This is a genomic window from Streptomyces sp. NPDC047515, from assembly GCF_040643055.1.
In the GTDB taxonomy this organism is placed as follows: domain Bacteria; phylum Actinomycetota; class Actinomycetes; order Streptomycetales; family Streptomycetaceae; genus Streptomyces.
In genome coordinates this window covers 213211-231435 of record NZ_JBEYTM010000006.1, presented here as the reverse complement: position 1 = coordinate 231435, position 18225 = coordinate 213211, and the positions used below count along the sequence as shown (strand labels likewise).

General features: G+C 70.8%; 19 protein-coding genes and 2 pseudogenes. 10 read left to right on the top strand and 11 right to left on the bottom strand.

Annotation, left to right across the window (positions count from 1 at the left end):
• Nucleotides 1–31: 31 nt before the first annotated feature.
• Both ABZ826_RS07680 and ABZ826_RS07675 read right to left on the bottom strand, forming a co-directional pair.
• Nucleotides 32–790 (bottom strand): SDR family NAD(P)-dependent oxidoreductase, encoded by a 759-nt coding sequence (locus ABZ826_RS07680; protein ID WP_361443741.1) that lies wholly within the window; start codon nucleotides 788–790, stop codon nucleotides 32–34.
• Nucleotides 791–844: 54 nt separating this feature from the next.
• Nucleotides 845–1180: a YnfA family protein gene (locus ABZ826_RS07675; RefSeq protein WP_361443738.1), complete on the bottom strand. Its 336-nt coding sequence runs from the start codon at nucleotides 1178–1180 to the stop codon at nucleotides 845–847.
• Nucleotides 1181–1762: 582 nt separating this feature from the next.
• Here ABZ826_RS07675 and ABZ826_RS07670 point away from each other — a divergent pair.
• Entirely contained in the window at nucleotides 1763–2137 is a 375-nt protein-coding gene (locus ABZ826_RS07670; RefSeq protein WP_361443735.1) for a hypothetical protein, read from the top strand.
• Nucleotides 2138–2183: 46 nt separating this feature from the next.
• Here ABZ826_RS07670 and ABZ826_RS07665 read toward each other — a convergent pair whose 3' ends face one another.
• A complete protein-coding gene (locus ABZ826_RS07665) occupies nucleotides 2184–2243 on the bottom strand; it encodes a hypothetical protein (RefSeq protein ID WP_361443834.1) in 60 nt (19 codons plus the stop codon).
• A 28-nt stretch (nucleotides 2244–2271) separates the two neighbouring features.
• On the opposite strand from ABZ826_RS07665, the pseudogene ABZ826_RS07660 reads away from it, so the two are divergent.
• Together ABZ826_RS07660 and ABZ826_RS07655 are read left to right on the top strand one after the other, a co-directional pair.
• Nucleotides 2272–2421: pseudogene (locus ABZ826_RS07660) on the top strand (TetR/AcrR family transcriptional regulator); the annotation flags it as partial.
• Nucleotides 2422–2548: 127 nt separating this feature from the next.
• On the top strand, nucleotides 2549–3082 hold the full coding sequence (locus tag ABZ826_RS07655) for a MarR family winged helix-turn-helix transcriptional regulator (RefSeq protein WP_361443731.1): 534 nt from the start codon (nucleotides 2549–2551) through the stop codon (nucleotides 3080–3082).
• A gap of 60 nt (nucleotides 3083–3142) precedes the next feature.
• Here ABZ826_RS07655 and ABZ826_RS07650 read toward each other — a convergent pair whose 3' ends face one another.
• Both ABZ826_RS07650 and ABZ826_RS07645 read right to left on the bottom strand, forming a co-directional pair.
• Nucleotides 3143–3886: a Mut7-C RNAse domain-containing protein gene (locus ABZ826_RS07650; protein WP_361443728.1), complete on the bottom strand. Its 744-nt coding sequence runs from the start codon at nucleotides 3884–3886 to the stop codon at nucleotides 3143–3145.
• 146 nt (nucleotides 3887–4032) lie between these two features.
• On the bottom strand, nucleotides 4033–4911 hold the full coding sequence (locus ABZ826_RS07645) for an NAD(P)H-binding protein (protein ID WP_361443725.1): 879 nt from the start codon (nucleotides 4909–4911) through the stop codon (nucleotides 4033–4035).
• 204 nt (nucleotides 4912–5115) lie between these two features.
• Between ABZ826_RS07645 and ABZ826_RS07640 the strand changes: the two genes are divergently transcribed.
• Entirely contained in the window at nucleotides 5116–5553 is a 438-nt protein-coding gene (locus ABZ826_RS07640; protein WP_361443722.1) for a GNAT family N-acetyltransferase, read from the top strand.
• Between the two features lie 18 nt (nucleotides 5554–5571).
• Here the strand turns inward: ABZ826_RS07640 and ABZ826_RS07635 are convergent, their stop codons facing one another.
• From ABZ826_RS07635 to ABZ826_RS07620, 4 genes and pseudogenes are all read right to left on the bottom strand, one after another.
• Nucleotides 5572–6108 (bottom strand): GNAT family protein, encoded by a 537-nt coding sequence (locus tag ABZ826_RS07635; RefSeq protein WP_361443719.1) that lies wholly within the window; start codon nucleotides 6106–6108, stop codon nucleotides 5572–5574.
• Between the two features lie 184 nt (nucleotides 6109–6292).
• Nucleotides 6293–6496: pseudogene (locus ABZ826_RS07630) on the bottom strand (DUF6597 domain-containing transcriptional factor); the annotation flags it as partial.
• A gap of 130 nt (nucleotides 6497–6626) precedes the next feature.
• Entirely contained in the window at nucleotides 6627–7541 is a 915-nt protein-coding gene (locus ABZ826_RS07625; protein WP_361443716.1) for a universal stress protein, read from the bottom strand.
• Nucleotides 7542–7620: 79 nt separating this feature from the next.
• Nucleotides 7621–8622 carry a nitroreductase gene (locus ABZ826_RS07620; protein ID WP_361443713.1) on the bottom strand — a complete coding sequence of 334 codons (1002 nt, stop codon included), beginning with the start codon at nucleotides 8620–8622 and terminating at the stop codon, nucleotides 7621–7623.
• A gap of 334 nt (nucleotides 8623–8956) precedes the next feature.
• On the opposite strand from ABZ826_RS07620, the gene ABZ826_RS07615 reads away from it, so the two are divergent.
• The 6 genes from ABZ826_RS07615 (at nucleotide 8957) to ABZ826_RS07590 (ending at nucleotide 15625) form a co-directional block, all read left to right on the top strand.
• Nucleotides 8957–9718, top strand: a complete 762-nt coding sequence (locus ABZ826_RS07615) for an HAD-IA family hydrolase (RefSeq protein ID WP_361443710.1) — start codon at nucleotides 8957–8959, stop codon at nucleotides 9716–9718.
• A complete protein-coding gene (locus ABZ826_RS07610; RefSeq protein ID WP_361443707.1) occupies nucleotides 9718–12225 on the top strand; it encodes a glycosyl hydrolase family 65 protein in 2508 nt (835 codons plus the stop codon). The genes ABZ826_RS07615 and ABZ826_RS07610 overlap by 1 nt, the downstream gene beginning before the upstream one ends.
• 385 nt (nucleotides 12226–12610) lie before the next feature.
• Entirely contained in the window at nucleotides 12611–13108 is a 498-nt protein-coding gene (locus ABZ826_RS07605; protein ID WP_361443704.1) for a SigE family RNA polymerase sigma factor, read from the top strand.
• On the top strand, nucleotides 13101–13607 hold the full coding sequence (locus ABZ826_RS07600) for a hypothetical protein (protein WP_361443701.1): 507 nt from the start codon (nucleotides 13101–13103) through the stop codon (nucleotides 13605–13607). The genes ABZ826_RS07605 and ABZ826_RS07600 overlap by 8 nt, the downstream gene beginning before the upstream one ends.
• A gap of 194 nt (nucleotides 13608–13801) precedes the next feature.
• Nucleotides 13802–14935, top strand: coding sequence for a mannosyltransferase family protein (locus ABZ826_RS07595; protein WP_361443831.1), 1134 nt, complete (start codon nucleotides 13802–13804; stop codon nucleotides 14933–14935).
• Between the two features lie 156 nt (nucleotides 14936–15091).
• Complete coding sequence (locus ABZ826_RS07590) at nucleotides 15092–15625, top strand: hypothetical protein (protein WP_361443698.1); 534 nt, start codon at nucleotides 15092–15094, stop codon at nucleotides 15623–15625.
• A gap of 234 nt (nucleotides 15626–15859) precedes the next feature.
• Here ABZ826_RS07590 and ABZ826_RS07585 read toward each other — a convergent pair whose 3' ends face one another.
• Nucleotides 15860–17194: a Dyp-type peroxidase gene (locus ABZ826_RS07585; RefSeq protein WP_361443695.1), complete on the bottom strand. Its 1335-nt coding sequence runs from the start codon at nucleotides 17192–17194 to the stop codon at nucleotides 15860–15862.
• Nucleotides 17195–17211: 17 nt separating this feature from the next.
• Nucleotides 17212–18225, bottom strand: coding sequence for a hypothetical protein (locus ABZ826_RS07580; RefSeq protein ID WP_361443692.1), 1014 nt, complete (start codon nucleotides 18223–18225; stop codon nucleotides 17212–17214).

Below are 18225 nucleotides of genomic sequence, written 5' to 3'. Positions count from 1 at the left end.
CGGCGATCGGGGCTTCGGTGCGGTCGGGCGGTCAGGTGGTGCGGTGGACCTTGGAGTTGGATGCCTGGGCGCGGGGCCGGACCACCAGGAGGTCGATGTTCACGTGGCTGGGGCGGGTGACGGCCCAGGTGATGGTGTCGGCCACGTCGTCGGCGGTGAGCGGGGCCTCGACGCCCGCGTACACCTTTGCCGCCTTCTCGGTGTCGCCGCGGAAACGGGTGGTGGCGAACCCCTCCGTCTTGACCATGCCGGGGGCCACCTCGATGACGCGGACCGGGGTGCCGACGATCTCCAGTCGGAGCGTCTCGGCCAGGACGTGCTCGCCGTGCTTGGCGGCCACGTAGCCGCCGCCGCCCTCGTAGGTGGAGAGGCCCGCAGTGGAGGAGAGGATCACGACCGTGCCGTCCCCGCCCGCGGTGAGGGCGGGGAGCAGAGCCTGGGTGACGTTGAGCGTGCCGATGACGTTCGTCTCGTACATCTGGCGCCAGTCGGCGGGGTCGCCGGTGGCGACGGGGTCGGCGCCGAGTGCGCCGCCCGCGTTGTTGACGAGGACGGCGAGGGTACGGAACGCCGTGGCGAACTCGTCCACGGCGTCGCGGTCGGTGACATCCAGGGCGTAGGCCGTTGCCTGGTGGCCCGCCTCGTTGATCTCGGCGGCGAGCGCCTCGATGCGGTCCTTGCGGCGGGCGGTCAGAACCACGCGGTAGCCGGCGGCGGCCAGCTGTCGGGCGGTCGCGGCGCCGATGCCGCTGCTCGCTCCGGTGATGACGGCGATCGGGGTGGCAGCCATGGCGGACTCCTCGGGCAGCTGATCGGTACGGGGCCAGGATAGGCAGGCGGGAGGTCAGTGATTGCGGGGGGCGTACATGATCACGGCCATTCCCGTCAGGCAGACCAGCGCACCGATCACGTCCCAGCGGTCGGGGCGGTAGCCGTCGGCGACCATGCCCCAGGCGATCGAGCCCGCGACGAAGACGCCGCCGTACGCCGCGAGGATGCGGCCGAACTCGGCGTCAGGCTGCAGCGTGGCGACAAAGCCGTAGGCCCCGAGCGCGATGACGCCCGCGCCGATCCAGATCCAGCCGCGGTGCTCACGCACGCCCTGCCAGACGAGCCAGGCACCGCCGATCTCGAAGAGCGCGGCGACGACGAACAGAGCGACGGAGCGGGCGATGACCATGGGCGAAGCCTGTCATGGGGCGAGGAGCATGGGGGACTGGCCTACGCGCTGCAGGTCAAGGGCGGGATGACGCGCACGCCGCAAGCGCCGAGCCTCATCGGCCGGCCTACGGCGGGCTCGGCAAGCCACAGCGGCGACCCCGACAGCCGACCCTGCAGAAATACATACACGGCCCCGCGATGCCTCTTCCGACCCCGTCGCGACGGGCTGTGCCCCGCATCAAAGGCCCCGGAGCGCGTTGCTGCTCGCCCGGCCCGACCCTTGCGAGTCCGTGAGGGGGGCGATGCGGAGGCACGCCGAACCGGTCGATATATATGGATAATTCGGTGCTATCTGTATCTTCGGGGCATGGTAGTGATGCGTAGAGCTGCGCCGGTGGTGCCCGCCGCCTCGGTGGCGGCGACGGCTGCGGTCGTCGTGACGGCTGTGGTGCTCGGGTTGGGGTTGGGCGGCGCGGCTGCGGCGGCCGGGGGTGTTGCGCCCGAGGGTGATGCGCCTGGCGGCGCTGTACCCGCCGGCGTTGCGTCGGGTGGCGTCGGACGTGCCGGCGTTGCGTACGGGGCCATCGCGCCGGAGGCGGATGTGTCGCTCCACGGACACGTCTCGCTGTGGGGTACGGGGCTCGGGGTCTGGGTGCAGAGCCGGAACCACGGCCCGTCGAACCTGCCGGGTGTCACCGTGAGGGTGCGGACGTCGGTGCCGCTCTCCGGGCGGCAGGAACTTTCCGAGGGCTGTCTGCAGGCCGACCGGCTGACCGTGCTGTGCCGGACGGGTGCGCTGCGCGCGGATGCGGGGGAGGGGCGGCAGCTCGCCCTCGAACTGCAGTTGGCGGGGCGGCCGGACGAGGTCGTTGTCCGCGTCGACACCGTGTGGAACGGTGGCGCGACCGACCGGAACCCGAAGAACAACGACCATGAGGTGCTGGCTCCGGCCACCGGGGACGAGTACGTGTTCTGACTCGCGCCGACCTGTGGTGCGGGCGTCGCGGGTGCGGGGCGCGTGCTCATCGGGTGAGTGCGGCCTGCAGGGCGACCGGGTCGGCGTGGTCGCTCGCCCAGGCGATGTAGCCGTCGGGGCGGACGAGCTGGGGCCGGGCGGCCCTCGCCGCCTCGCAGATCCTGGGGATGGCGCTCGCACGTCACGTCCTGCGGTTCCCGCCCGCGGTCTCGATGTCTCGCGAGGAGGTGATCGCCTGGCTCGCACCCACCATCCAGCGCTGTCTGACCGCCGAGCAGCCGTAGCGCGCAGGCGGGGGCGCGGGCGGCGCAGGCGTGTGGGACGTGACGTCGCGGTGCGGGGCGGGGTGCGTTGTGGTGCCGGGCCGGTGACGCGCAATGCCCGGCAGTATCCGCTTCGTAGACTTTCCGCATGCCGCAGAAGTCCTCGGCCCGGCGCGGTGCGCTGATGGCCGAACTGACCGTCGAGTCGCGCCGCTACATGGCCGCGTACGCCCTCTTCAACCAGGCCGTCGCGGACCATCTGCGGCTTCACCCGACCGATCTGCAGTGCCTCAATCTGCTCGGTCTGGAAACGGTGCCGGTCACCACGGGCCGTATCGCGGAGCTGACCGGGCTCACGACGGGTTCGGCGACCCGGCTGGTCGACCGGCTGGAGCGGGGCGGCTATGTGACGCGCGAGCGTGACACGGTCGACCGGCGGCGGGTGCTCGTCGCGACCGTGCCGGAGCGGATGGCGGAGATCGGCGCGGTGTGGGAGCGGCTGGGCGGGGCGTGGGCGGCCATGTTCGAGGCGTACGACGACGACGAAGTGGCCCTGCTCATCGCCCATATGCGGCGAACGGTCGAGCTGGGTGCGCAGCAGGTCGCGGCGTTGCGGGAGTCCGGCCCGTCAGTCTCCGGTCCCGGTGGTGCCGGTGGTGCCGGTGACCCCGGAAGCCCCTGAAGCCCCGGGGATCGCGAAGGCTCCGGGCGGGATTGACGGTTCGCCGCGCCGGTGTTTCCTTCAGGCGGCGTCCGGTGGCGTGGGCGCGAAGTCGCGGAGTGCCTTCGTGACGATCGCGTCCAGGTGGGTGTGATGGGCACCCCGCCAGTAGACGCGGTCGCACTCCGTGCACTGTGCGAAGACGTCGTACGAGCGCCGGGTGCCGTGTTCCAGCTGGTCGCTGACGGAGTCCTTGTCGGCCGCCTTCAGCGGCCCGTTGCAGGCGGTGCACCTGGTCCAGGGCGCCAGGCTCGGTGTGAACCGCTCCAGCACGTCCCGCAGTTGGTCCTCGGGGCGGTCGCTGTAGATGTACGCCCCGGCCCAGATTTCCCGCCGGTGCAGCAGCCCGCGGTCCCGGGAGAGCAGTACGCGGCGCTCTTCCGCCGACCGGGTGGCCAGCGCGGCATCGCCGATGTCCTCGCTCTCGTACGCCGCATCGACACCCAGCAGCCGCAGGCGCCGGGCGAGCGTGCCGAGGTGGACGTCGAGCAGGAAGCGCAGGGGTGCGCCCGGGACGCGCTGGGGGCGTTCCACGGCGCGCACCTCGACCAGCTCACCCGCCCCCGGGATGTGCGAGACGGTTACGGGACGGCCGTCGACCAGGATCTGTCCGGCCTCGGTGAGCGGGATACCGAGCGACTCCACGACATGGCCGAGCGTGGAGAAGCCGTCGGTGGCCACGGTCGAGCGTCCCCGGCGGCGTTCATGGGCGACGAAGAGTCGCAGCTCGGGGGCGACTTCGAGATGGATCTCCGGTCCGTTCACCTCGTCAGGATGTCATCGGGCGGGGCGCCTCGGCCAGGGAATTCGGTGCCGGACGCGTCGCCCGGATGCGCTGCCGGGGCCTCGGCTCAGGCGTCGGGTCCCGGGAGACGCGGGCCGCAGGGGGTGCGAAGCGCAGCGGTATGGGCTCAGGGGCGAAAGGCGGCTGCGTTTTCCTCGGCCCAGGTGGCGAAGGTGCGGGCCGGGTGGCCGGTCAGCTTCTCCGCGTCGCCGGTGACCTCGGCCGGTGTGCCGTCCGTGGCGGCCGCGTAGGCGAGCAGGGCATCGGCGACCGACTCCGGGACGAAGGGCGCCACCGACTCCTTCCAGGCCGCCCCGGTCACGGTGTTGATGGTGATGGGATGCCCGGATGCCGCCGCCAGCAGGCCGACCTGTTCAGCAGCTGTGAGTGATTCGGGCCCGGTCAGGTGGTACGCCGCGCCCTGCAGCAGAGGGTCGGTGAGAACGGTCAGGGCCGCCTCGGCGATATCCGTCCCATGGATCGGGCTGGTGTGACCGAGGGGGTGGGGAAGATCGACGGAGCCGCGGGTCCGCACCGACTCCGCCCACCGGTACGCGTTGCTCGCGAAGGCGCCCGGTCGGAGCAGTGTCGCCGTGAGGGGCGAGGCCGTCAGGGCCTGTTCCACCGCGTGGTGGGAGGCGGCGATCGGGTTGTCGTGGGCGTCCGGGGCGAGGACGGAACTGGAGGAGAGCAGCACGATGTGGCCGACCCCGGCGGTTTCGGCCGCGGAGAGGAAGGCGTCGATCGCGGACGCCTCGGCATAGAGGAAGACGGAGCCGATCCCGTCGAGAGCGGTCGCGAACGTGGCTGGATCGCCGAGATCGAGGGCTACGACCGGTACACCGGCGGGCAGGCGGCCGGGCCCCGCGGAGGGCCCCTCGGTGTGCTGTCGGGTGAGTTCTTCGGGGTTGCGTGAGGCGGCGCGTACGGCGTGGCCGTTCCGGCGCAGGAGAGAAGTGAGCGTGGCGCCGACGCGTCCACGGCATCCGGTGACGAGAGTGGGCACGGGTGAGTCTCCTCCGAGATGTCGTTACCTGTGACACGCATAAGCTGTGCGACGCAGATAAATATCCTCAAGGAGGCATCGCTCGTCAAACGTTTTCCGCCGGTCTCCGGAACAGGCTCCGGGACGTTCTGGTGCGTGGTGACGTCCCCGCCCGCGCCCCGGTCGCCCTCGTGCGCTGAGCGGCCCGGCGCCTACAGTTCCCGCATGAAGATCCTCGACCTCGAACCCGGCGATGCCCGACTGGCCGCAGACGCGCTTCCCGTCCTGCGTGAACTGCGTCCGCACCTCACCGAGAACCTCTTTCGTGAGGTGTACGAGAGGGGGTACGCGCAGGGGCTCCGGTTCAGTGCCGCCTACGACGACGAGGGCATCTGCGTGGGCGTAGCCGGTTGGCGCGTCGTCGACAACACCAGCCAGATCCGGATGCTCTACGTCGACGATCTGGTCACCGCGAAGGGCGCCCGTTCCACCGGCGTCGGCCGTCGGCTTCTCGGGCACCTCGAAGAACGGGCCAGGGAGGCCGGCTGTCTGCACCTCAATCTGGACTCGGGCACGCAGCGCGTCGAAGCCCACCGCTTCTATCTGCGGGAACGGCTGAACATCGTCGCGTTCAACTTCGACAAGGCCCTTGATTTGGAGTGACTCGATCCGGTCCCGAGGTCAGCTCGTCCCGTCCGGGGTGAGATCCAGCCGCCAGTCGTTCGTCAGCAGCACATGGCCGGGCGGGTACTCGAAGTCGCAGGTGCCGATCAGGGCGAAGCCCGCCTTGCGGCACACGGCGTTCGACGCGCCGTTGTCGACGGACGGATAGGCGTGCAGACAGCGGTGCCTGCGCTCGGCGCGGGCCTGCTCCACGACGGCTTTCGTGGCGGCCGTCGCGATGCCCAGGCCCTGGTGCCCCGGGAGGACGGCCCACCCCGTCTCGTACACCTTCCGGCCGTGCCAGGTCCGCTCCCAGAAGCCGATGGTGCCCACGGCCTCGTCCTGGCCGGTCAGGGCGATGCGGAACATCCTGCCCCCGCCCGTCCGGTCCGCGCTCATCGCCACATAGCGCTCGTGGCGCGCTATGAGCTGCTCCTCCGACTCGGGGCCGCCGAGATGGGCCATCAGTTCCGGTGCGTTGGCACGGCGGAGCAGCTCCAGGTCGGCGTCCGACCAGGCCTCGATCCGTACGGACGATGAAGCGGTGCGTTCCATGCCGAAACTGTAGGACGCGGCACTGACACTCGGGCGGCTCCTTCGGCGGTCGGGCGGCAGACTCGGTGGTCGAGGGGTCGAGAGGGTCGAGGAGTCGAGGGGGCTGACTCGGCGGTCGGAGGGTCGACTCGGTGGTCGATCGGTTCTGTCGGCAGCCGTCCGGGGGCCGGTGGCCCCGACTGTCCTCGTACCGCTGCAAGACCAGGTTCACGGACGGGTGCGGCACCAGATGGGAGGCGTAAGGCTCCCGCAGGTCCCAGTCGATGAGCCAGTAGTGCTCCAGGTACGGCCGCAGTTCGGGGCAGGGCTCATGGCGGCGGAATCGCACCTGCGTGAAGAGTTCGGAGGCGTCGACGATGCCCCGGGTGTCACGTCGCGGACCAGCCATGACGGCGATCCTAATAAGGCGCGCGGAACTCATCGGCGAGTCGCTGGAAACGGTCGTCGGCCGGCCCGTTCCCGTGGTGGGGCGGAGCCCTGTCCCGTACCGGACGGGGCGCCGTGCCGCCCGGTCGGAGTCAGTCCGGGCCCGCGTAGGGATCGGGTCCGGGACGGCCGTACGTGTCGGGGACGACGGCGACCGGGCAGGGCGCGTAGTGCAGCATCGCGTGGTTCACCGGGCCCAGGTGAAGGCCGTGCCGGCCGCCGGTCCGCCGTGTGCCCACGACCAGCAGTTCGGCACCCTCGGCGGCTTCGAGCAATTCCTGGTGAGCCGGACCCTGTACCACCGAGCGGTGGATGGCCACGTCGGGGGAGTCGGTGCGGTCCAGCCCCGCCAGGACGTCTTCGAGGTGCTCCTCGGCCCGCAGTCGGTGCGCGGCAGCAGGGGAGCCCGAGAGGAGCGGATGACTCATGGCCTCGTGGGCGGGGCAGCGCCAGGCCCGTACGGCGATCAGCTCGCCGTTGCGCGCTGCCGCCTGGCCGAGGGCGAAGACGGCGGCCGCCGACGGTTTCTCGGCGTCGCTGATCCCGACGACGACGCGGCCCGACTGCGGCGGCGTGCTCGGCGTCCGCGCCGGGACCACCACGACCGGGCAGTGGGAACGGTCGGCGAGCGCGAGGCTGACGGACCCCAGGAGCATCCCGGCGATCCGGCCCCGGCCACGGGAGCCGAGGACGATCAGGGCTGCCTCGCGGCTCTCCCTGACGAGCGCGGCCACCGGGTCCTCGGGCTGCACCTCGGTCACCACGGACAGCTCGGGGTCGAGCCGTTGCGCGCGTTCCCGGGCGGCGGCGACAAGATGTTCGGCCAGGATCTGCTCGGTGGGGCGCTCGGTGTCGGAGTCGGGGCGCAGGCCTTCGTAGCGCTCCCACAGCGACGCGTGGACGACGCGCAGGGGAAGCCGTGAGCGTGCCGCTTGGGCGGCCGCCCAGTCGAGGGCGCGCAGGCTGCCCTCCGATCCGTCCACTCCGACGACTACGGGGAGCGGCATCGCCCCCACCGCCTTCCGTGCTGAGTGCTCGCTCCACCGCGGGCTCGGGCGCATCGTTCCGGCGCACGCCGGGGCGTTTCTACGGATCGATCGTCAGCACGTGGTTCAACGGGCGGCGCGGTGTGCGCGGTCCCGTGGGCCCGTATCCCATGCGGACGATCATCTGTGCGTACCCCGTGCCGAAGACCGGGTCGCGCAGGAGCCATCGCAGGTCCGGCCATTCGACGGGCTGCGTGGCGAACGAGGTGGAGACATGGTGGATCGTGGCGGTGAGCAGAACGCGCTCCAGCGCCTGACCGGCACGCAACCAGTCCGTGGCGTGGTCGCCCGGGGTGCTCAGCAGGGCAAGCTGCGGCTGCTTCTCGAACGGGATGCGTGCCCGGCCGGGGATCGCGCCGGTCCGGGCGAAATCGCGAGTGATCGCCCGTTCGGAGGTGTCGCGGGGGCCGAAGGCGTAGTCCGGGATTCCGTCCACGGGCGCCTCGGTCCTCGTGTTCCGGGTCCACCGCTCCTGCTCCGCCTTCCGCACCGGATCCCCGCGGTCGTATCCCTCGGCGTCCTGGATCAGTTCGACCACGGTCTCCAGATGCGGCGGGGCCAGGAACGTGAAGTCCGCGCCCTCGATACGGGCCGCTTCGGTGAAGCGCGCGCGGACGTTCTCGGGGATCACCTGTTCATCGAACGGATAGCGGCTGGTGTGCCGGTCCCGGATCGCGCGGTGGAGAGCGGCGAGGGCCCCGTCCTCGGGCCTTTGCGCGGTGTCGGGACGGATCCCGAGGCGGACGGTGGCCAGTACCGCCGGGTCCGACGGTTCGGGCAGCAGCGTGGTGACCGTGTCCAGGCCGCGGTGTGCGGCGGACACCCGCAGATTCAGCAGGGCCGCGCCACAGCCCACGTGCAGTGCGCGGTTCGCGCGGTCGGCCTCCGGTATCGCGCGGTCGAATTCCGCCAGAAGTGTGAGGGTGCGGCCTGCGCGTGTGTAGCGGAACCGCCAGGGCTGGGCGTTGTGCATGGACGGGGCGGCGCCGGCGTCGGCGACGAGGCCGGAGAGTGTCGCGTCGTCGAGTGACTGGCTGAGCATCGGAACTCCCGGAGGTCGGGAACGGTCGATGGTCTCTTCAGCATGTCAGCATGGAACAGATAGCGCCTCGGCGCTATGGGGCTTCTATCCCTTTATTGTGACCTTTTCTTGTGGCCTCGCCTGTCCTCTCATGGCCTTGCTCGTCTCCTCATGACCATGCTGGTCCGGTCCGTTTCGGCCTGACCGGGTCCGTTCATGGCTTGGCCGGTCCGCCGCCGGACTCCTGCGCCGTGGGCCGTCCCGTGGCCGGACGGAATCCACCATTCACGCCGCGCCCGTGGGCCCGAACCGTGCTGCCATGAAGGAGAGCCCCTGACGAAGGGACCGCCCGGTGATGGCAGCCGCACCGCCCCTGGCACCATGCCTGCGCTCCGTGCGGGCCGTGGTCTTCGACACCGACGGAGTGATCATCGACTCCGCCCGGCGGCACGCCGCGGCCTGGAAGAAGGCCTTCGACGCCTGCCTTTCCACCGCCACGGGCCAGCGGCCGTTCGACGACGTCGACGACTATCTGCGCTTTGTCGACGGCCGCTCGCGAAGGGACGGCGCGGCGGCGTTCCTGCGATCGAGGGGGCTGGACCTTCCCGAAGGCCGCCCCGACGATCCACCGGGAACCGGCTCGGTGTGGGCGGTCGCCGCCCGCAAGGACGAACTCTTCACGCAGAGCCTGCGCACCGGCCCGGTCGACGTCTGGCCCGGCACGGTCCGCCTCCTCGACGTGCTGCGTGCCGAGCGGGTGCCCTGCGCCGCCGTCTCCGCGTCCCGGCACGCGGCGGAACTGCTGGCGCGGGCGGGGCTCGACGACCGGTTCGACGCCGTGGTCGACGGGAACGAGGCCCGTCGGCTGCGGCTGCCCGGGAAACCGGATCCCGCGCTCTTCGTCGAAGCGGCGAGGCGTCTGCGGGTGCCGGCCGGGGACACGGCTGTGGTGGAGGACGCGCTGGCCGGGGTCGAGGCCGGGCGCCGCGGCGGTTTCGGCCTCGTGGTCGGCGTGGACCGTACGGGCGGCTCTGCCCACGCCGCCGAACTGCGCCGCCACGGCGCCGATGTCGTGGTGTCCGATCCGGGGGACCTGCTGGCGGCCGGGGGCGGCTGATGACACGGGCCTGGACCTGGTCGTACGAGGGGTACGACCCGCAGGAGGAACGGCTGCGGGAGGCGCTCTGCACACTCGGCAACGGCCGCTTCGCCTCTCGTGGGGCCGCACCCGAGACGTCCGAGGGCCCTTCGCACTACCCCGGCACCTATGGGGCGGGCTGCTACAACCGGCTGACCTCGTCGGTCCGGGGCTACCAGGTCGAGAACGAGGACCTCGTCAACCTGCCGAACTGGCTGCCGTTGTGCTACCGCATCCATCCTGCGGGCACGGCCCCCGGACCATGGCTCACCCCTGACCACCCGCACCTCGTGGAGCACGGTCAGTCACTCGATCTGCGCGGGGGCACGCTGTCCCGTCGGTCCGTCTACGAGGACGAGGCGGGCCGTCGGCTGCGGGTGGAGCAGTGCCGTCTGGTGCACATGGGCGATCCATATCTCGCCGCGCTGCACACGGTGTTCCGGGCGGAGGGATGGACGGGCGTGATCGAGGTGGAGGCGGGGATCGACGGAGACGTCCGCAACTCCGGCGTCGCGCGCTACCGGGACCTGTCGAACCGGCACCTCACCGGCTGGGTGACCGGCACGGAGGAGGACGGTGTGGTGTCGCTGCGGTGCCGGACGGTGGAGTCGGACGTCGGTGTCGCGCTGGCGGCCCGCACGCTGGCCGGGTGCGGTGGCGGAGGCGGACAGGCCCTCGGTCCCGGTCCCGGCCTCAGCCTCGACCCCCGCCCCCGCTTCCGGCAGACGGAGAAGGCGGTCTTCCGGCGGCTGGTGCTGCCGCTGAGTCCGGACTCCGATGCCGTCGTCGACAAGACGGTGGCCCTTCACACCACCCGAGACCCCGCGATCGGCGGCCCGCTGCGGGCCGCCGTCGCCGGGGTGCGGGGCGCTCCTGCCTTCTCACGTCTGCTGTCCTCGCACCAGCGGGCCTGGGCCGAGCTGTGGCGGCAGGTCCGGCTGGATGTCCCGGGTGAAGCGGGTCGCGTTCTCCGGCTGCATCTCTTCCACCTGCTGCAGACGCTCTCCCCGCACACGGCCGAACTCGACGTGGGCGTACCGGCGAGAGGGCTGCACGGTGAGGCGTACCGGGGCCATGTCTTCTGGGACGAGCTGTTCGTACTGCCGTTCCTGAACCTGCACCTTCCGGAAGTGTCCCGAGGGCTTCTCGACTACCGCTACAGGAGGCTGCCCGCGGCCTGTCGCGCGGCACAGGAGGCGGGCAGAGCCGGGGCGATGTACCCCTGGCAGAGCGCCGACGACGGACGTGAGGAGACCCAGGAACTCCATCTCAATCCGCACTCCGGGCGCTGGCTGCCCGACCGTTCGCGGCTGCAGCACCATGTCGGCTCGGCCGTCGCGTACAACGTGTGGCAGTACTGCCAGGCCGCCGGGGACACGGAGTACCTGCACTCCAACGGCGCGGAAATGCTGGTGCAGATCGCCAGGTTCTGGGCGGACAGCGCCGAGTGGGATCAGTCACTGGCCCGGTACCGCATCCGCGGTGTCGTCGGGCCGGACGAGTACCACGACGCCTATCCGGACACCGGGGCCGCGGGCATCGACGACAACACGTACACGAATGTGACGGCGGCCTGGGTGCTGGCACGTGCGACGGAGCTGTACCGCACCCTGCCCGAGGCGCGGCGACGGCAGCTGCTCGACGGGATCCGACTCGGCCGCGACGAACCGGAACACTGGGAGGACATCTCCCGCCGACTGTATGTGCCGTACCACCGGGGTGTCATCAGCCAGTTCGCCGGTTACGGGGAACTGGCCGAGCTCGACTGGGAGGGCTATCGGAGGCGGTACGAGGACATCCGGCGGCTCGACCGCGTCCTGGAGGCGGAAGGCGACACCGTCAACCGCTACCAGGCGTCCAAACAGGCCGATGTGCTGATGCTCGGCTACCTCTTCTCGCCGCAGGAACTGGCAGGCCTCTTCCGGCGGCTCGGGCATGTGCTGGACGACGACATCTGGCGCGCCACCGTCGACTACTACCTCGCGCGTACGAGCCACGGCTCCACGCTCAGCTCCCTGGTCCACGCGTGGGTGCTGGCCCGAGCGCACCGCGAGGAGGCGTGGAAGTACTGCGAGGAGGCGCTGACCGGGGACGTGGCCGACATCCAGGGCGGCACCACCGAGGAAGGCATCCATCTGGGGGCGATGGCGGGCACCCTCGATTTCGTGCAGCGCGGGATGACGGGGCTGGAGACCCGCGACCGCGCACTGTGGCTCGCGCCTGCCACGCTGCCCCAGCTCTCGAAATTCGGGGTGCGCGTAAGATTCCGCCGGCACTGGGACGTGGACCTGCGCTTCCGCGCCCAGCGCGTCCGGATCGCCGTACCCGACTCGAACCACCCAGCCGTCCGGGTCGTGCTGGGAGGCCACACCCATGTGATCACCCCGGGCACGGCCCGATGGCTCGATCTGCCCCCGGCCGGGCACGGCTCCTTCCCGCCGGGCCACGCGAGGTGCGACTGCCCCGCCCCGTGGCTGCCGGCCTGAACGATCCTCCCGCGATCCCGGCCGCCGGTGGACGGGGCGCCCGTGAGACGTCGCTCGGGCAGCCGCCGCTGCGGTTCGTCAGTGCCCGACACTTGAGGATTCGAGGTGGGGCCGGGACCCTCGCCGAACACGCAGGCGATCATTTCTTCGGCGTGCTGTCCGAGACTTGCTGTCCGAGGTCTGCTGTCCGAGGTCTGCTGTCCGAGACGTGCTGGGTGATCGCAGCGCGATCCGGTGCTTCGGTGGGCCGGGCCGGGCCGGACGGTCGAGACCGACCCGGGGGCTTGTGTGATGACCGTCACCCAGGTTTCTTCGGGTTCGGTGTCGTCCGAACACGGGGTGCCGGGCGTATGCCCGGTAGAACGAAGAGATCCAGGAGCTGTTTTTGACCGTCGAGGAGTTCGAAGAGTTCTACGCGCAAACAGCTGCCCGGCTGACCGGGCAGCTGTTTGTGATGCTCGGCGACCAGCACGAGGCGCAGGACGTGGTGCAGGAAGCTTTCGTCAAGGGCTGGAACCGACGGCGTCAGCTCGACCGCGACGGGCAGCCCGAGGCGTGGATCCGCACGGTCGCCTGGCGCCTGGCGGTGAGTCGGTGGCGCGGTCGGCGCCGTACGGCGGACGCCTGGCAGCGCAGCGGTGCCCCACCCCATGTGGAGGCGCCCGGCCCGGATTCGGTGACCTTCGTGGAAGTGCTTCGGGATCTTCCGCCCAAACAGCGCCGCACGCTGGCCTTGCACTACGTATGCGATCTGACCGTCGAACAGATCGCCGCGGAGACCGGTCTGGCGGCCAGCACCGTCAAGACGCATCTCGCCCGGGGACGGGCCACGCTCTCGCACCGTCTGCAGGATCCGCGTACCGAGGAGGGGCCCTGTGTCTGAACCCCACGACCCGTTGCGGTCACTGTTCAAGGAAGCCGCCGCCGCGGGCCAGTCCCGCGCCCATTCTGCTCCGCCCTCGTTCATCACCGAGCGCGGGGAGCGAGTGCACAGGCGCCGGATCCTCGCACTGGCTGTCGGAGCCTGCCTGGTCTTCTCCGGCGCGGGCGCGGCCGCGGCCTCACTGCTGCCCGAGAGCCCGGACACCTCCGTCCCGGCCACGACCCCCTCCACGCCCCGGCCCTCTCCTGCGTCCTCCCTGCCCGACTCGCCCCGCACCAGCCCGCCGCCGACGGGCCTTCCCTCCTCCGGTCGGAATGCATCGGAGACTCCGGCCTTCCCCGGCTGGAGCGCATCGGAGACTCCGGCCTTCCCCGGCTGGAGCGCATCGGAGACTCCGGCCTTCCCCGGCCGGAGCGCATCGGGGACACCGACCTTCCCCGGTTCGAGCCCGTCGCGGGCATCGACCACACCCACGCCGAGCAACAGCTCGCCCGGCTGACCTCCATGCCTTCCGCGCCCCAGCGGCGCCTGCCCGGCCGGTCCGGCACGCGCACATCCGACCCAGGAGACCCTGTTGTGAGCCTTTCCTCCTTTCATCGGCAGCGCGAGCGCCCGCCCAGCCCCACCGGGGCCGCTTCCGGGCAAGCGCCCCATGAGGCCCCGTCGTCGCAGGACGCGAGCTTCCTCGACCGGTTGCTGCTCCGGCTCAAGCCCGTCGACCGCGAGGTGCTGTGGCTGTACCTGATGACCCGGGCAGGTATCTGGGTCACCGCCTACTGCACCCGCTGGCTGTTCGCCGATGACCGCCAGGCCCACCACCCGGCCTCGTTCTTCTCCCCGTGGCAGCGGTGGGACTGGTGGCACTACCTGCACATAGCCCAGGACGGCTACTTCCCGGGAGGGAGCGGCCCCTGGACGTCCGGCTGGGACAACAGAGAAGCCTTCTTCCCCGGCTTCCCGCTCCTGTTGCGGGCCGTCCACGCCGTCGTCCCGAGCTGGCCCGCGGCAGGTGCGCTGATCTCCTTCGTCGCCGGTGGCGTCGCCGTACTGGCCCTGGCCCGGATCGCCCGGCTGCATCTGCCGCGGGACGCGGGGCAGCGTGCGGCCCTGTTCTTCCTGCTCTCCCCGTGCGCGGTCTTCCTGGCCGCCGGGTACACCGAAGCGCTCTTCCTCGCCCTGGCTCTGCCGGCCTGGTTGGCGGCCCAGCGCCTCAACTGGCCGCTCGCGGCCGTTCTGACCTGCCTGGCCACCACCGTCCGTGTCAGCGGCCTCTTCCTCGCCGCGGCCGTAGCGGTCCACTTCCTGGTCACCGCCCGCACCTTTGCCCAGTGGCGCGCTCTTCCCTGGCTGGCGCTGCCCGCCCTCCCGCCCCTTCTCCACAGCTGGTACCTGCACACGCACACCGGTGACTGGATGGCCTGGAAGCATGCCGAGGAGCGCGGCTGGTACCGCGACTTCCACGCCCCCTGGGAAGCCTGGCAGAACACCTGGCACGCCGCGTTCGGGCATACCCAGTCCACCGGGTACGCCCTGATGTTCCAGGCCGAGCTCCTCGCCATGCTGGTCGGCGTCGGTCTGTGCGTCCTGCTGCTCCGGCGGCGTCGCTGGGCCGAGGCCGTGTACATCGGCCTCAGTCTGTGGGCCCTGGGCACTTCGTACTGGTACACCTCCATCCCCCGCGCGACCCTGTTGTGGTGGCCGCTGTGGACCGGCCTCGCCGCCTGGAGCCTGCGAAGCCCCCGTATCAAGACCGCCTATCTCACCGTCGTGGCACCGGTGATGACGGTCTTGGCCGTCACGTTTCTCTCGGGACGCTGGGCGGGCTGACCCTCACCCCGCCGAAGGGGCGCTCCGACCGACACGGGATCGCATCGCGGATCTCGTCGTGGTTCCTGCCGTGGGTCGCCATGAGTGCGGAATTGGCATATGCCAATTGGTAACTTCTGTTTCCGTGATCGGGGTTCGGTAACTAGAGTTGTCAGCATGACGCGAACTCAGGCCACCGACGCCGAAGTGGCAGTCCTGGAGAAGGCCCTCTATGACGCCCTGACCCCTCTCGCCTCGGCCATGCGCGCCCGCGAGACCGGACGTCCCGCGCAGCACATGTGGGATGCGGACCCCATCGACGTGACGCTGTCGATCCTCTATTGCTGGAAGGTGGTGGACGAGACGGTCGAGCGGCTGACGGCGAATGCCGCGCGGACCGCCGGCTCCTACGGCGCGAGCTACGAGCAGATGGGAGCTGCCTGGGGGATAACCAGGCAGGGTGCCCGCAAGAAGTGGCCCGGCGCGATCAGCAGGCCGACGGCCGCCGAGCCGGAGCCGAGCACGGTCGTGCTGTTCGGCGGTTCCGCCGAGTTGTACTGGGAGCCGTCGTTGAGCGGCTGGCGGTGGACCGGGCAGGGGGCCGACGGAACACACGGCGAAACCGACGGCTCGCTTTCCTTCGACGCGAAGGAAGAGGCCGCGGCCCACGCGGGCGCCTTCCTGAAGGAACATCTCGTCGAGCGGTCCTAGCCGCGCGCTCCGGCTCGCGGCGGGACACGGGGTGGGACGTCGGTGCGGACGACGCGCAGTGCCGATGCCGCGGCGCCCAAGCCGGCGGGCGAACATGGTGGCCGCGATGAGGACGACGGTGACGGCGTCGCGCACCAGGCGCAGGGTCTCCACCGATCTCGCTCAGAGGCTGCCCGACAGGCTCTCAGGCGGCGGAGCACGGGGGACGGTGCCGGGGCACCCGTTGCCACGCTGTCAGTCGTGCAGGCCGCCGAGCAGGCGCAGGGCGGTCAGGCTCGGCAGGAAGCAGTACTCGCCTCCTCGGGTGACGACGAACCGCGGCAGTGGGGCAAGCCGTCGGCGCAGCGGCCGACGGGGAATGGTGAAGCCGGCGGAGCCGTCGTGGGATCCGGTGACGGGGTCCTTGGCGTCATTCGCGCCGAAGAAGACGCCGTCGTTCAGCCATTGCGACTGGACGAACTCGAACTGCCGCCCCGGATGCGCGCCGATGAACGCGAACATGAGGCCGCGCTCGGCCCCGTCGTCCTCCAGCACACCCTCGGGGAGCGGCGGACCGTAGACCGCGCCGCGCCGGATCATGCGGTGCAGTCGCACCTCTCCCGCCACCGCGGCGTCGCGGGGGTTGGCCCGGCGGATGTGGCAGCCGCCGGGCGTGTTGAAACCCGCCGGATCGTCGCTCTCATAAAGGAAGGTGTTACGGCGGTGCGGGTCGACGCCGAGCGCGGGATCGTCGTGCTGCGGGGCCAGCGCCAAGGGGGCACCGCTGCGCCAGCGCCCCATGATCTTCGCGGCGACCAGCTCTTCGTCCTGAGGTCCGGTGGAGTTGTCCTTCAGATAGCACCGGAACTCGGCGACGTTCTGATGGAGCTTGCGGAAGACCGCGTAACTGCCGTTGCGTCCCAGCGCGGTCGGCTGCGGGCTCTGGATGCCGCCGATCTCGTCCCGGTAGCCGAGGACGAACTCACCGGCCTTCAGCGGCACTTCCAACTGGTTGGATCCCGGTATGCCGCTGCCTTCGACGGCCGGATGGCTGACCCCGTCGCGATAGCCGAAATGCTCGGTCTCGGTGGGAAGTGCGTAGCAGTCCTGCCGCCATATCGCCGTCACGCCGGAAAGCCCATCGTACGCGGGGCGGGCGCGGTCGACGGCCGCTTCCAGCCGCGCGGGGTCGGGCGCGACCACCGTGAACACCACATGACCACCGGGGCTGCCCAGCGGCGCTTCCCAGTGCTCCGGGCTGCTCTCGCCCACATCGCCCAGCGCTTTGGCGCGGGCCGCCATCCCCTGCCGGAACTCCCAGGCGAACGTGTCCAGCGAGGCGCGCGGTACCCCCAGCGCCTCCAGGCCGCAACAGGTGACGGCCACGCTCACCCAGGTGTCCCCCAAAGGGCTGACCGGGTCCGCCGCGGAGGTCACCGCCGCACTCGCCCGCCGCATCAACTCCCGTCCGGGATCCCGGTCATCGATGCGGAAGGCGAGATAAGTCGCCGCGTACGGCGTCGGCCGGGGACTGAGAACCCCACGCTGGATGTCGTCGAGCTCCAGCGTGACGTCCGTGTGCCCGCTCACGGTTGACCTCCCGGGCCCTACTTGGAGACGAGGTTGCGCCAGAAGTTCCGCAGGCTTTCGTCCCCGCCGAACAAGGAGCTGAAGATCGTCGAGTCCGCCAGCAGCAGGTCGGCCGCGCGGTCACCGCCGGGAGGCATCCACAGGAACATGTTGAACTCCGTGTTGCCGGCCTCGGTGAACGGATGCGGCCTGGACATGTCGATCGGCTGCCTGGCCAGCACGCGGACGACGTCCGGCTCGTCGGTCGTCACGTCGTAGTGCGGCAGATGCATGTGGAAGTTGAAGTTCGTCACCCCGTCCAGCCAGCCCTTCGGGTCCAGGTCCCCGACCGTGGACAGAGGAGCGATCCGGCTGCCCTCGCGTGTCGCCGGGCGCAGCCCGTACCGGTTCATGACCGGCACCCCGAGGCCCTGCATCAAGTCCCTGACGTAGGTGGCGAATCGCTGCTGCCGGGGCACCAGCGGATCGCCGTGATGGCGGTACTCCATCTCGCGGACCGACAGGTCGTCCGAGGCGCCGACGTCGTGGTGCGGGCCCAGGACGAGACAGGCGCCTTCCCGGGCGAGGAACGCCCGCAGGGCCTCGATCTCCCCGGGCCGGGCCTCCTGCTCGGTGACCGTGTGGTCCAGCCCGAACACGAACATGACGTCCGTGTCGTCGAGCACCCGCTCGTCGAGTGGGGTGTGGAAACCCGCCTGGTCGATGCGCTGATACACCGGGACGGGGTGCCCCGTGACCTCCTCGACGAACTCCTGGAACGGCACCCATGCCCAGAAGAACAGCTCCAGTGACCCCGCGATGCCCTGCTGGAACCGATACGGATCCGACCACTTGGGGTCCTCGTAGGCCGGCCATGTCACCCGCCTGACCTCGGTCATCGTGGAGAAGCGGTTGTCCAGCTCGGCCGTGTTGCGGCCGGCCTCGGCCGGATAGCTCCACGAGACGTAGATGCTCACCCGCCGCCTACCAGGGGTGTACTCCCGTGGAATGTGCCTCTGGTTGTACGTGCGCGCGGTCTTGACCTCGCTCAT

Coding starts and splice junctions, on each gene's coding strand:
- ABZ826_RS07620 (WP_361443713.1), bottom strand. CDS start 8,622: ATGCTCAGCCAGTCACTCGACGACGCGACACTCTCCGGCCTCGTCGCC.
- ABZ826_RS07655 (WP_361443731.1), top strand. CDS start 2,549: ATGCCGCAGAAGTCCTCGGCCCGGCGCGGTGCGCTGATGGCCGAACTG.
- ABZ826_RS07680 (WP_361443741.1), bottom strand. CDS start 790: ATGGCTGCCACCCCGATCGCCGTCATCACCGGAGCGAGCAGCGGCATC.
- ABZ826_RS07615 (WP_361443710.1), top strand. CDS start 8,957: ATGGCAGCCGCACCGCCCCTGGCACCATGCCTGCGCTCCGTGCGGGCC.
- ABZ826_RS07610 (WP_361443707.1), top strand. CDS start 9,718: ATGACACGGGCCTGGACCTGGTCGTACGAGGGGTACGACCCGCAGGAG.
- ABZ826_RS07625 (WP_361443716.1), bottom strand. CDS start 7,541: ATGCCGCTCCCCGTAGTCGTCGGAGTGGACGGATCGGAGGGCAGCCTG.
- ABZ826_RS07580 (WP_361443692.1), bottom strand. CDS start 18,225: ATGAGCGAGGTCAAGACCGCGCGCACGTACAACCAGAGGCACATTCCA.
- ABZ826_RS07640 (WP_361443722.1), top strand. CDS start 5,116: ATGAAGATCCTCGACCTCGAACCCGGCGATGCCCGACTGGCCGCAGAC.
- ABZ826_RS07675 (WP_361443738.1), bottom strand. CDS start 1,180: ATGGTCATCGCCCGCTCCGTCGCTCTGTTCGTCGTCGCCGCGCTCTTC.
- ABZ826_RS07590 (WP_361443698.1), top strand. CDS start 15,092: ATGACGCGAACTCAGGCCACCGACGCCGAAGTGGCAGTCCTGGAGAAG.
- ABZ826_RS07635 (WP_361443719.1), bottom strand. CDS start 6,108: ATGGAACGCACCGCTTCATCGTCCGTACGGATCGAGGCCTGGTCGGAC.